This is a genomic window from Promicromonospora sukumoe 327MFSha3.1 (genome assembly GCF_000385135.1).
GTDB lineage: Bacteria > Actinomycetota > Actinomycetes > Actinomycetales > Cellulomonadaceae > Promicromonospora > Promicromonospora sukumoe_B.
The window spans coordinates 62,157-74,454 of the sequence record NZ_ARQM01000004.1 but is presented as its reverse complement, the minus strand read 5'-3'; the positions used below and the strand labels follow the sequence as shown (position 1 = coordinate 74,454).

Genomic DNA, 12,298 nt, shown 5'->3' with positions numbered 1-12,298 from the left:
TGCTGGGTCGGGTTCACGCCTCTCACGGTAGCGCTGTCCGCCTCGCGAGACACGACAGCGCGGCATCCGTCCCACGATACGGACAACTATGAGACATCGGGGAAAGATCTTGGTTCAGAGGAGATCTTCCCTGCCCCGTTCGCGTACCGCGGCCACCACCTCCTTGACCTGCTGCGCCCGGGCGCGCGTGGTCACCAGCAGCGCGTCGGGCGTGTCCACGACGACGACGTCGTCCAGCCCCAGCACCGTCACGAGCCGGCCCGACGCCGGGACCACCACGGAGCCGGCGCTCTCGATGCGCAGCACGTCGCCCGGGTCGCCGAGCACCTTGGCGCCGCGGTCGTCGTCGGACGGCAGGAGCACGGCGAGCGAGTTGTAGTCGCCGACGTCGTCCCACCCGAAGGTGCCCGGGACGACGGCGACGCCGCCCGCCTCGGCGACCGGCTCGGCCACCGCGTGGTCGATCGCGATCTTCTCCAGGCCCGGCCAGACCTCCGCGAGCACCGCGGCACGGCGCGGGGTGTCCCACGCGTCGGCCACGGTGCGCAGGCCGTCGTGCAGCGCGGGCCGCTGCTCGGCGAGGTGCCCCAGCAGCACGGACGTGCGCGAGACGAACATGCCCGCGTTCCAGCGGTACTCGCCCGAGGCGAGATAGGCGCGCGCGGTGGCGGCGTCCGGCTTCTCCGTGAACCCGCGCACGTGCAGCGTGTGCGGGGCGCCGTCGACGCCGAGCGGCTCACCCGAGCGCACGTACCCGAACGCGGTCGACGGCCGCGAGGCGGCGATGCCCACGGTCGTCACGTAGCCGGCGCGGGCGGCGGACACGGCCTCGCGGACCGCCAGCTCGAACGCGCGCTTCCCGTGGATCACGTGGTCCGCCGCGAACGACCCGACCACCACGTCGCCGTGCCGCTTCTCCAGGACGGCGGCCGCCAGCCCGATGGCCGCCATGGACTCGCGCGGCGACGGCTCGGCGAGCACCGCGTCGTCGGACAGGCCCGGGAGCTGGGCGCGGCAGGCGTCCACGTGCTGCTCGCCGGTGACCAGCACGACACCGTCCGGCCCCGCGAGCGGGCGCAGCCGGCGCTCGGTGGCCTGGAGCAGGGACTCGCCCGATCCGACGAGGTCGTGCAGGAACTTGGGCTCCCCGCCCCGCGAGAGCGGCCACAGCCGCGTGCCGGACCCGCCGGCTGGTACCACTGCGAAGAAGTCGTCGATCGGGGACGATGGGGCGGCGGCCGAAGTCATGCCCCGCAGGATGTCAGCCGGACCGTGTTCCCGCAGCCAAAACTCGCCAGAATCCGGGCGAACCCTGGCTGAACTCAGGGGCAGGTCCGGGCAGCAACGCACGAGCAACCTGACGGGTGCCCGAAGCCACGACATCTCCCCTGTGGGATCAGTCACAAATGCCGTGTCTTGATGCCCGCGAGGGCTGCCGGGCGGCGATCGAGGCGAGCAGTTGTCATTACAGTGGGGACCAGCCACCCCCCAGCCGGACAGCCATAGGAGGCTACCGAAGTGCCCACCGCACCAGCAGGCACGTTGTACCGCGGCCGTGAAGGCATGTGGTCGTGGGTCGCGCACCGCGTGACCGGCGTGCTGATCTTCTTCTTCTTGCTCGTGCACGTGCTCGACACAGCCCTGGTGCGCGTGTCCCCCGAGGCGTACAACGCAGCGATCGGCACGTACCAGACCCCGATCATGGGGCTCGGCGAGGCCGGGCTCGTGGCAGCGATCGTCTTCCACGCCTTCAACGGCATCCGCATCCTGCTGGTGGACTTCTGGGCCAAGGGCCCGAAGTACCAGAAGGTCATGCTGTGGGTCGTCGTCGGTCTGTTCGTCGTGACGATGGCGGGCTTCCTGCCGCGGCACCTCATCAACGTCTTCACCGGGGGTCACTGATGGCACACGGAACCGCCGCGGTGGCGAAGGTCGACTCCCCGCGCTCGCCGTACGCACGCCGCAAGACGACGCGCGGCAACTACGAGCTGTACTCCTGGGTCTTCATGCGGGCCTCGGGCGTGGTGCTCCTGGTCCTCATCTTCGGCCACCTCTTCGTGAACCTGATGGTCGGCGAGGGCGTGCACGCCATCGACTTCGCCTTCGTGGGCGGCAAGTGGTCCAACCCGATGTGGCAGGTCTGGGACCTGCTGATGCTGTGGCTCGCCATGATCCACGGCACCAACGGGGTGCGCACCATCATCAACGACTACGCCACGAAGGACGTCACCCGCGGCATCCTCAAGGGCCTGCTCTTCCTCGCGTTCACCGTCGTGGTCGTGCTGGGCACCCTGGTCATCTTCACGTTCGACGCGTGCCCGCCGGACGCTCCCGCAGAGCTGCTCGCCTCCTTCTGCACGGCCTGAGCAGCGCGCGCCGCAGCACCGGCACCACCCCCAGCCCCACACTCCGAACCTCATAGCAGGAGGCATCGAGCCCGATGCAGACCCATCAGTACGACGTCGTGATCGTCGGCGCCGGCGGCGCAGGTATGCGAGCCGCCCTCGAGTCGTCGAAGGAGGCCCGCACCGCGGTGATCTCCAAGCTGTACCCCACCCGCTCCCACACCGGTGCCGCCCAGGGCGGCATGGCCGCGGCCCTCGCCAACGTCGAGGACGACAACTGGGAATGGCACACCTTCGACACCGTCAAGGGCGGCGACTACCTCGTCGACCAGGACGCGGCCGAGATCCTCGCGAAGGAAGCCATCGAGTCCGTCCTCGACCTGGAGCGGATGGGCCTCCCGTTCAACCGCACCCCCGAGGGCAAGATCGACCAGCGCCGGTTCGGCGGGCACACCCGGGACCACGGCCAGTCCGCCGTGCGCCGCGCGTGCTACGCCGCCGACCGCACCGGTCACATGATCCTCCAGACGCTCTACCAGAACTGCGTGAAGCAGGACGTCGAGTTCTTCAACGAGTTCTACGTGCTGGACCTCATCACCGACCACGACCTCACCACCGAGGAGATCGCGGACGGCGAGGAGGTCAACGCCACCGGCGTCGTCGCCTACGACCTGGCCACCGGCGAGATCCACGTGTTCCAGGCCAAGGCGATCATCTTCGCCACCGGCGGCGCGGGGAAGATCTTCAAGACCACCTCGAACGCCCACACCCTCACGGGTGACGGCATGGCGCTGGCCTACCGCCGCGGCCTGCCGCTCGAGGACATGGAGTTCTTCCAGTTCCACCCGACAGGCCTGGCCGGCCTGGGCATCCTCCTGTCGGAGGCGGCCCGCGGCGAGGGCGGCATCCTGCGCAACTCCGAGGGCGAGCGCTTCATGGAGCGCTACGCCCCCACCATCAAGGACCTCGCGCCGCGTGACATCGTGGCCCGGTCGATGGCGAACGAGGTCCGCGAGGGCCGCGGCGCGGGACCGAACAAGGACTACGTCCTGCTCGACCTGACGCACCTGGAGCCGGCGCACATCGACGCCAAGCTCCCGGACATCACCGAGTTCGCGCGCACCTACCTCGGCATCGAGCCGTACACCGAGCCGGTCCCCGTGTACCCCACGGCGCACTACGCCATGGGCGGCGTGCCGACCAACATCAAGGGCGAGGTGCTCCGCGACGGCGTGAACGTCGTCAAGGGCCTCTACGCCGCCGGTGAGGTCGCCTGCGTGTCGGTGCACGGCTCCAACCGCCTCGGCACCAACTCGCTGCTGGACATCAACGTGTTCGGCAAGCGGTCCGGCCGCGCCGCCGCGGAGTACGCCAAGACGGCGTCGTTCCACGAGCTGCCCGAGGACCCGACCGTCCGGGTGGTGGAGCAGCTCGACGAGATGCGCAACCGCCCCGACGGTGAGCGCATCGCGGACATCCGCAAGGCGCTGCAGGACACCATGGACCTGAACGCCCAGGTGTTCCGCACGGGCGACTCGCTGAACGCGGCCCTGGCCGACATCCGCGAGCTGCAGAAGCGCTACCGCAACGCGTCCGTCCAGGACAAGGGCAAGCTCTTCAACACGGACCTCCTGGAGGCCATCGAGCTGGGCTTCCTGCTCGACATCGCCGAGGTCACCGTGGTCGCCGCGATCAACCGCAAGGAGTCGCGCGGTGGTCACTACCGCGAGGACTTCCCCAACCGCGACGACGCCAACTACATGCTGCACACCATGGCCTACCGGCGCCCCACCGCGGCGTCCGACCAGGCCGAGGGTCACGTGGAGGGCTACTTCGACCACGTCGAGGAGTTCGACGGCTACAAGGTCGTCCTGGGCTCCAAGCCCGTTGTCCAGACCCGGTACGAGCCGATGGAGCGTAAGTACTGATGACTGCCACACTCGAAGCCGCCGCACCGTCCCCCGCGGGCGAGATCCCGTCGTTCACGGTCACGCTGCGGATCCGGCGGTTCAACCCCGAGGTGTCCGAGGAGGCCACCTGGGAGGACTTCACCGTCGAGGCGCACGGCACCGACCGCATCCTCGACGCCCTGCACAAGATCAAGTGGGACGAGGACGGTAGCCTCACGTTCCGCCGGTCCTGCGCGCACGGCGTGTGCGGCTCGGACGCGATGCGGATCAACGGCCGCAACCGCCTGGCCTGCAAGACGCTCCTGAAGGACGTCAACCCCGACAAGCCGATCACGGTCGAGCCCATCAAGGGCCTGCCCGTCGTGAAGGACCTCGTGGTCGACATGGAGCCGTTCTTCGCCTCCTACCGCGAGATCATGCCGTTCCTCATCACCTCCGGGAACGAGCCCTCCAAGGAGCGCTACCAGTCCCCCGAGGACCGCGCGAAGTTCGACGACACCACCAAGTGCATCCTGTGCGCCGCGTGCACGTCGTCCTGCCCGGTGTTCTGGACGGACGGCCAGTACTTCGGCCCGGCCGCGATCGTGAACGCGCACCGCTTCATCTTCGACAGCCGTGACGAGGGTGGCTCGCAGCGCCTCGAGATCCTCAACGACAAGGAGGGCGTGTGGCGCTGCCGCACGACCTTCAACTGCACCGAGGCCTGCCCCCGCGGCATCGAGGTCACGAAGGCGATCCAGGAGGTCAAGCGCGCGATGATCACCCGCGCGTTCTGATCCTCCCGAGACGACGGGGCGGCATGGGACCTACGGGTCCTGTGTCGCCCCGTCCTCGTTCTCGGGGTCCTGCTCGGCCTGCGCGGCCGGCGGGTCGGCCACCCAGGCGCAGGCCATGAGCAGCACCCGGGCCAGCAGGTTGACCAGCACCAGGATGGTCACCACCACCGCGAACGACGCCAGCAGGGCGTTGCGGGCGGCGGCGTTCGAGATCACCTCGGTACCGAGGTAGCGCAGCCCGCCGGCGACGACGCCCACCGCGAGCGAGCCGTACATCAGCTCCCGCCAGTCGGTCCGCACGCCGCCCACGTACCGCACGACGGCGGCCACGACGACCGCGTCCAGCGCCAGGGTCACCAGGGCGCCGCCGGCGCGCACCGCGAAGGACACCGCGCCGCCGTCCAGCCCGAGGCTCTCCAGGGTCCAGGGCACGGCCGCCGAGACCGCCACGCTGGCGGCCGCGGTGACCAGCACGCCGGCGCCGAGCAGGACGAAGCCCAGGAGCTGCCGCAGGCGGTCGGTGACGGGGTTGCCGTGGCCGTTCGTCTCGCCGAACATGGCCCGCACCGACGTGCGCAGGGCGCCCATGAAGTTCGTGGCGGACCACAGCAGCACCAGCGCCGCCACGGCCGAGGTCCAGCTCAGGCCGGTGGAGATCACGAGGTCGTTCGGCGACAGCACGCCGCCGTGGCCGGTGTCGACGAGCCCCGGCACCCAGGTGTCGATCTGGTCCAGCACCGCGTCGCGCAGGTCGGCGTCGCCGCCGAGCACCCGCACGAACACGGTGTAGCCGATCGCGAGGGCCGCGAACAACGAGAACAGCGCGGCATAGGCCATGCCACCGCTGAGCACGGCGCCGTTCGCCGTGTTGAACCGGGAGATCGCCCGGCCGGGCCGGGTCGCCTCCCAGCGCGCCCAGAGCGCCTGTCCCCGCTCGATCAACCGCTTCACTCGCGAAGAGTAGACGGCGACGGGCAGGCGGGTCCTGTCACGGCCGTGGGTGTGTCGTGGGGGACGCCGGGCGCGGGCTCGCGCCCGGGTCAGACCCGGCCGAGCTGGAAGGCCGCCTGGGGCCGCCAGATCCCGTCGTCGCCGTGCTCGTACTGGTAGAACCGGTCGACGTCGAACTCGGCGGAGTAGTCCGTCATGGCCTCGAAGGCCTTGTCGAGGTCGGCGTCCGCCACCTCGTGCGCGATGGTCACGTGCGGGTGGTAGTTGAACCGCAGGTCCCCGTCCAGGATCCCGGAGCGCACGCTCGCCTCGAGCTGCTCGCACTCCGCGATGCCCTGCGCCAGGGCCACGAACACCACGGGCGACACCGGCCGGAACGTGGCCGTGCCCCGCAGCCGCACCGTGAAGGGCGACGCGGCGGCGGCCACGGTCGCCAGGTGCTCGCGTGCCTCGGCGAGCTGGCCGAGGTCGATCAGCGTGGGCCCCAGCAGCGTGATGTGCGGGGGGATGAAGTTCGCGAGCGGGTCGTCGGCAGCCACCCGCGCCGCGCTGAGCTGCGCGGCGTAGGGCTCCGGGATCTCGATCGCGATCCCGATGCGGACCTGGCCGGGTCCGCGCTCGGGCAGGTTCACCGGGTGCCTCGGACGGGGAGCAGCCCGAACCGTTCGTACAGCCGGTCCAGGACGGGTCGGGCGATGGCGCGGGCCCGGTCGGCGCCGTCGGCCAGCACGCGGTCGAGCTCGGCCGGGTCGGCCAGGTAGGTGTTCGCGCGGGCCTGGAACGGCTCGAGGAAGGCGACGACGGCGTCGGCCAGGTCCACCTTGAGGTAGCCGTAGCCGCGGCCGTCGTACTCCTTGGCGATCTCGTCGATGTCGCGGCCGGTCACGGCCGAGAAGATCGTCAGCAGGTTCGAGATGCCCGGCTTCTCGGCCGGGTCGAAGCGCACGCCGTAGGACTCGTCGGCGTCGGTGACGGCCGACTTGATGGCCTTGACCGCCTTCTTGGGGTCCTCCAGCAGCCAGACGACGCCCTTGCCGCCCGTGCTGGACTTGCTCATCTTGGCGCTCGGGTCCTGCAGGTCCTGGATCTTGGCCACGGCCTTGACGATGTGCGCGTCCGGCACCACGGCGGTGCCCTCGCCGAAGCGGGTGTTCAGCCGCGCCGCGAGGTCACGCGTGAGCTCCAGGTGCTGACGCTGGTCCTCGCCGACGGGGACCAGGCCGGCGTCGTACAGCAGGATGTCGGCCGCCATGAGCACGGGGTAGGTGAAGAGCCCGACCGTGGTGCCCTCGCTGCCCTGCTTGGCGGACTTGTCCTTGAACTGCGTCATCCGGCCGGCCTCGCCGAAGCCGGTCTGGCAGCTGAGCAGCCACGCCAGCTCGGCGTGCGCCGCCACGTGCGACTGCACGAAGAGGATGGACCGCTCGGGGTCGATGCCGCCCGCCAGGTACTGCGCGGCCGTGCGCCGGGTGCGCTCGCGCAGCAGCGCCGGGTCCGGGTTGACCGTCAGCGCGTGCAGGTCCACGACGCAGTAGAGCGCGTCGTAGGAGTCCTGCAGCGCGATCCACTGGGACAACGCACCGATGTAGTTGCCCAGGTGGAGGGAACCGTCGGTGGGCTGCATCCCGGAGAAGATGCGCTTCCGGGTGGGGACGTCGGCCACAGCAGCTGGTTCCGGCGCGGTCGAGGTGAAGGACGACATGGCCCACATTCTGGCAGGTCCGTCCGCGCTCACCGAATCCTCAGGTCGCTTCGTCGTCGTACGGTGCCTTCCCGGGTTCCGCGGCCGGGCCGGCCGACGTCGCTGACATGCCGTTCCGTGCCGCCACGCCGTCCGCGGCCTGCGCGGCGGCGGACCGTGTGTACTCCGACGGGCTGTCGTCCATCAGTGCGTCCCGCACGATCTTGCGCGGGTCGTACTGGCGCGGGTCGAGCTTGGACCAGTCCACGTCGCTGAACTCCGGCCCGAGCTCGTCGTCGACCCGCGCCTTCGCGTTCTGGAGCAGGTCGCGGCCCCGGCGCACCATCGCGCCGAGCTGTTCCGCATAGGTGGGCAGCCGCTCAGGGCCGATGACGAGCATCGCGATCACGATGATGATCACGAACTCCCAGCCGTTGATACCGAACACGGGTCAGAGCCTACTCGCGTCGCGGGACAGCCCGGAGAACGCCGGATGAACCCCGTTCACTGGCCGCTCGACCGCTCTTCGAGCACCACGCGGACCTCGCGCTCGTTCTTGCCGGACCGCACCTGGAGCGTCACCGGGTCGCCCGGCGCCTTGGCGCGGATCGCGACGATCAGCTCGTCGGCGACCGACACGGGCCGGCCGTCCACGGAGAGGATCACGTCGCCCGGCTTGATGCCGGCCTGGTCGGCGGGGCCGTTCGGCGTCACGGCGGGCGTGCCCTGCTGCGCCTCCTGGGACACCTGCACGCCCTCGCCCTGGTAGGCCGGGTCGAGCAGGACGCCGATGATCGGGAACGTCGCCGAGCCCGTCTCGATGAGCTGCTCGGCCGTGTGCCGGGCCTGGTTGGACGGGATGGCGAAGCCGAGGCCGATGTTGCCGGTGGCCGTGGTGGTGCCGGGCCCCTGCGCGATGGCCGAGTTGATGCCGATGACCTCGCCCGCCGAGTTCACGAGCGGGCCGCCGGAGTTGCCGGGGTTGATCGCGGCGTCCGTCTGGATGGCGTCGATGAACGCCGCCTCCGCGGACTCGCCCGCCTTCACGGGGCGGTGCAGCGCGCTGACGATGCCCGTGGTGACCGTGGCCTCCAGGCCGAGCGGGGAGCCGACGGCGAGCACGGCGTCGCCCACGACGACGTCGTCGGAGTCGCCCAGCACGAGCGGCTCCAGGCCGGTCTCGTCCACCTTGATGACGGCCAGGTCGTAGTCCGGGGTGGCGCCCACGAGCTCGGCGGGCTGCTCGTGCCCGTCGGAGAACGTCACGGTCACGTCGGCCCCGGAGGCCGCCTCGGCGACCACGTGGTTGTTCGTGAGGATGTAGCCCTCGGACTTGAGGATCATGCCCGACCCGGTGGCCACGCCCTGCGGGGCGCGCACCTCGATCGAGACCACGCTCGGCAGCGCGGCGGCGGCGATCGCGGCGACCGAGCCCTCGGGGCGCTCCACCTGGGTGGTCCCCGCGGCGTGCTGCGGCAGCGCGGCATCCGCCGGGCGCGCCGCGGTGCGCGAGTCCAGCAGCGCGTAGGCGCCCACCCCGCCGGCCGCGCCGGCGAGCAGGCCGAGCAGCACGACGGCGGACACGGTGCCCGCGCCGAGCCGGCCGCGGCGCGACCGGGGCGGCTGGGCGGTGCCGTAGGGCCCGGTGGCGTGCGCCGTGCCCGCGTGCCCGGCCGAGGGGTCGTGCGCAGGGGCGTGCGAGCCGGACTCGTGCGACCCGGACCCGTGGGAGCCGGACCCGTGTGACCCGGGCTCGTGGGCCCCGGCGGCCGACGGCGCCGGCAGCGTGGTCAGGTAGCCCGCCGTCGGGAGCTGCGCGGTGGGCCGGTCGGCGGGCTGCGCCGGAAGCTGCTGGGTCGACTGCTGCTGCGCCGACGACGTCTCCGCCGGCCGCTCGGCCGGCGCTCCCCCGGGCGCGGGTTCGGGCGTGCTCCCCGGGGCCGGGACCGCCGGCTCGTTCGCGGGGGGCACTGCTGCGCGCGGTGTGGGGGGCGCGAACGGGTTCTCGTCGGTCATGGGCTTTCGATGGCTCCTGTCACGGTGTGCCACCCGCGGGCGATGCGGGGCAGGACCCCGGCATCGTAGCCATGCTCACCGAAGGACGCCACGAGCTCGGTGAGTACCTCCTCGGGCGCGTCGGCGACCACGTCGACCACCATGTCGTCGGACTGCCACGCCACGTGGGCGGGCTCCGTGGCGAGCACCTGCACGCCGCCCACCGTGGTGCCGCTCCGGGCCAGCTGGCCGGCCCGCTCGCGGACCACCGCGTGCCCGGAGGGACCGGTCAGGTCGATCTCCAGGGTCTGGCCCTCGTCGCCCACCAGCCGCATGGCCGAGACCGAGTAGCCGTCGGGCAGGTCGGCGGGCGCCACCCAGCCGTTGTCCGCGACCCAGTCGAGCGCGGCGGGCGTCACCTGGTCGGCGTCGACGTCGAGGCCGGCCAGCACGTCCTGGCCGGCCGCCGCGGCGTCGGGCCCGGTGCGGCCGAGCATCGTCATGCTGGTCTGCGCCGAGAGCTGCGGGGACACCACGGGCACGTCGCCGAGCGTGAACAGGGCCAGGCCCAGCACGCCGGCTCCGCCCACGCCGAGGGCCGTGATCCGGGCGGCCCGGCGGCGGCGCGCCGGACGGTCGATCCGGCCGTCGAAGCCGTCGAACGCCGAGGCCGACCACACCGGGGCGGCCAGCGGGTCCGGGCCCAGGAACGGGCGGCGCAGCGGGTCCTCGTCGGTGGGCGGGATGCTCGCCTGGAGCGCCATCAGCCGGGCCGTCAGGGCCGGGTCGGGCATGACGTCGGCGGCGGACGAGAGCGCGCGGCGGGCCGCGCGGGCGGTGTCGAGCTCGCGGGCGCACAGCCGGCACATCGTCACGTGGGCCAGGGCGCGCTCCGTCTCGGCGGGCGAGAGCTGCCCGTCAGCCAGCGCGCTGACGAGGTCGCCCAGGTGGCTCATCGTGCGCCGCCGCGCGTCGGGGCCAGGTGCTCCAGCGCGTCGCGGAGCTGGGCGCGGGCGCGGTGGATGCGGGAGCGGACGGTACCGAGCTTGACGCCCAGGGTCACGGCGATCTCCTCGTAGCTCAGGCCCTCGATGTCGCAGAGCACCACCGCGGCGCGGTACTCGGGGCGCAAGGCGTCGAGCGCCTTCTGCACGTCCTGGTCCAGGTTGGCGTGCTCGTAGCCACGCTCCGGGCGGCCGAAGTCACCGGTGTCGGCGACGTGGCCGTCGTCGTCACCCATCGCCTCCATGCGGATGCGCTTCTTGCGGCGCGCCTGGTCCAGGAACAGGTTGGTCGTGATGCGGTGGAGCCAGCCCTCGAACGTGCCCGGGGTGTAGCTCGACAGCGAGCGGAACACCCGGATGAACGTCTCCTGGGTCAGGTCCTCGGCGTCCTGCTTGTTACCGGTCAGCCGGTAGGCGAGCCGGTAGACGCGTGCGGAGTGCTCCCGCACGATCTCTTCCCAGGTCGGCGGCTGCCAGGGCAGGTCGGCGGCGCCGGCCCCGGAGGGTACCGACGCGGATGCGTCTGCTGCTGGTCGAGTGCTCACGGAAGTCATCGTCCTCTCAACGTACGTCAAAGCCCAGGCGTTCCCACGGGCTGTACCCTGACGCCGCACGTGATGTACACAACTGCCTGGTTCAGCGGAGGAAAGCCATCAGCACAGCGGAGCCGTCAGGCCACGGGAAGGTCGCGGCCTGGGTCTACAGCGAGGCCTTCGTCCCCGAGGACGAGGTGCTGCTGCGCGCCCGCGAACGCGCCTCGGAGCTGGGCTGCCCGGCCGTCCTGCCGGGGGTGGGCGCGGTGCTGCGGGTGCTCGCCGCCGCCTCGAACGCGCACGCCGTGGTCGAGGTGGGCACCGGCGCCGGCGTGGCCGCGCTGTGGCTGCTGCGGGGCATGCCGGCCGACGGCCAGCTCACCACGATCGACCGCGAGGTCGAGCACCAGCGGGCCGCGCGGACGGCGTTCGCCGAGGACGGCGTGGCCCCGCAGCGCACCCGGATCATTCCCGGCCGGCCCGCGGACGTGCTGCCCCGGCTGGCCGACGGCGCCTACGACCTGGTGCTGGTGGCCAGCGACCCGCTGGCCTACCCCGAGTACGTCGACGAGGCCCTGCGCCTGCTGCGCCCGGGCGGTGTGCTCGCCGTCGACGGCGCGCTGCTGCGCGACCGGGTGGCGGACCCCGCTCGCCGCGACGAGCTCACCACCGTGGTCCGCGAGGTGGGCCGGACGCTGCGCAACGACGAGCGGGTGCTCCCCGCCATGCTGCCGAGCGGGGACGGCCTGCTGCTGGCCGTCCGCCGCTGACCCTCGAAGAGGCTGGTCCCCGCGGCGGACGACCGTCGAACGAGCTCAGGCTCTGTCAGACGTCGGCAGAGCCTGCGGTTCCGCTACAGGCGCGTGCCTCGTACCTCGGCCCGCACCCTGCGCTACACCTCCGGCTCAGCCGACGACGGTCTGGAGTGCGTCCCCGAGCTCGCTCGCCTCGGTCGCGTTGAGCTCGACGACGAGCCGACCGCCGCCCTCGAGCGGCACACGCATGACAATGCCGCGCCCCTCCTTGGTGACCTCGAGCGGTCCGTCACCCGTTCGCGGCTTCATCGCAGCCATGTGTGGCTCTCCCATTCCGTTGTCCGGTGT

General features: G+C 71.8%; 14 protein-coding genes. 5 read left to right on the top strand and 9 right to left on the bottom strand.

The window, feature by feature from the left end; genetic code table 11:
• Positions 1–114 precede the first annotated feature (114 nt).
• Positions 115–1,248: a mannose-1-phosphate guanylyltransferase gene (locus H291_RS0102490; RefSeq protein ID WP_026365316.1), complete on the bottom strand. Its 1,134-nt coding sequence runs from the start codon at positions 1,246–1,248 to the stop codon at positions 115–117.
• Between the two features lie 270 nt (positions 1,249–1,518).
• Between H291_RS0102490 and sdhC the strand changes: the two genes are divergently transcribed.
• From sdhC to H291_RS0102470, 4 genes are all read left to right on the top strand, one after another.
• Complete coding sequence (sdhC, locus tag H291_RS0102485; RefSeq protein ID WP_084467637.1) at positions 1,519–1,902, top strand: succinate dehydrogenase, cytochrome b556 subunit; 384 nt, start codon at positions 1,519–1,521, stop codon at positions 1,900–1,902.
• Positions 1,902–2,366 carry a succinate dehydrogenase hydrophobic membrane anchor subunit gene (locus tag H291_RS0102480; RefSeq protein ID WP_020013397.1) on the top strand — a complete coding sequence of 155 codons (465 nt, stop codon included), beginning with the start codon at positions 1,902–1,904 and terminating at the stop codon, positions 2,364–2,366. The genes sdhC and H291_RS0102480 overlap by 1 nt, the downstream gene beginning before the upstream one ends.
• Before the next feature lie 74 nt (positions 2,367–2,440).
• Positions 2,441–4,273: a succinate dehydrogenase flavoprotein subunit gene (gene sdhA / locus H291_RS0102475; protein ID WP_020013396.1), complete on the top strand. Its 1,833-nt coding sequence runs from the start codon at positions 2,441–2,443 to the stop codon at positions 4,271–4,273.
• Positions 4,273–5,031, top strand: a complete 759-nt coding sequence (locus H291_RS0102470; protein WP_020013395.1) for a succinate dehydrogenase iron-sulfur subunit — start codon at positions 4,273–4,275, stop codon at positions 5,029–5,031. The genes sdhA and H291_RS0102470 overlap by 1 nt, the downstream gene beginning before the upstream one ends.
• Positions 5,032–5,061: 30 nt before the next feature.
• On the opposite strand, the gene H291_RS28320 is transcribed toward H291_RS0102470, so the two are convergent.
• From H291_RS28320 to sigE, 7 genes are all read right to left on the bottom strand, one after another.
• Positions 5,062–5,982 carry a YihY/virulence factor BrkB family protein gene (locus H291_RS28320; protein ID WP_020013394.1) on the bottom strand — a complete coding sequence of 307 codons (921 nt, stop codon included), beginning with the start codon at positions 5,980–5,982 and terminating at the stop codon, positions 5,062–5,064.
• An 89-nt stretch (positions 5,983–6,071) separates the two neighbouring features.
• Positions 6,072–6,614 (bottom strand): 2'-5' RNA ligase family protein, encoded by a 543-nt coding sequence (locus H291_RS0102460; RefSeq protein WP_020013393.1) that lies wholly within the window; start codon positions 6,612–6,614, stop codon positions 6,072–6,074.
• Positions 6,611–7,684, bottom strand: coding sequence for a tryptophan--tRNA ligase (gene trpS, locus H291_RS0102455; protein WP_051109366.1), 1,074 nt, complete (start codon positions 7,682–7,684; stop codon positions 6,611–6,613). The genes H291_RS0102460 and trpS overlap by 4 nt, the downstream gene beginning before the upstream one ends.
• A gap of 40 nt (positions 7,685–7,724) precedes the next feature.
• The gene (locus H291_RS0102450) at positions 7,725–8,111 is read right to left on the bottom strand and encodes a twin-arginine translocase TatA/TatE family subunit (RefSeq protein ID WP_020013391.1); all 387 of its coding nucleotides are present in this window, start codon (positions 8,109–8,111) and stop codon (positions 7,725–7,727) included.
• A 56-nt stretch (positions 8,112–8,167) separates the two neighbouring features.
• The gene (locus H291_RS0102445; RefSeq protein ID WP_020013390.1) at positions 8,168–9,679 is read right to left on the bottom strand and encodes a S1C family serine protease; all 1,512 of its coding nucleotides are present in this window, start codon (positions 9,677–9,679) and stop codon (positions 8,168–8,170) included.
• Positions 9,676–10,614 (bottom strand): zf-HC2 domain-containing protein, encoded by a 939-nt coding sequence (locus H291_RS28315; RefSeq protein WP_020013389.1) that lies wholly within the window; start codon positions 10,612–10,614, stop codon positions 9,676–9,678. Before H291_RS28315 ends, H291_RS0102445 begins: the two co-directional genes overlap by 4 nt.
• Positions 10,611–11,216 carry an RNA polymerase sigma factor SigE gene (gene sigE, locus H291_RS0102435; protein WP_026365315.1) on the bottom strand — a complete coding sequence of 202 codons (606 nt, stop codon included), beginning with the start codon at positions 11,214–11,216 and terminating at the stop codon, positions 10,611–10,613. The genes H291_RS28315 and sigE overlap by 4 nt, the downstream gene beginning before the upstream one ends.
• Before the next feature lie 176 nt (positions 11,217–11,392).
• Between sigE and H291_RS0102430 the strand changes: the two genes are divergently transcribed.
• Entirely contained in the window at positions 11,393–11,965 is a 573-nt protein-coding gene (locus H291_RS0102430; RefSeq protein ID WP_020013387.1) for an O-methyltransferase, read from the top strand.
• Between the two features lie 135 nt (positions 11,966–12,100).
• Here the strand turns inward: H291_RS0102430 and H291_RS33160 are convergent, their stop codons facing one another.
• Complete coding sequence (locus H291_RS33160) at positions 12,101–12,268, bottom strand: DUF3117 domain-containing protein (protein WP_084467633.1); 168 nt, start codon at positions 12,266–12,268, stop codon at positions 12,101–12,103.
• Positions 12,269–12,298 lie beyond the last annotated feature (30 nt).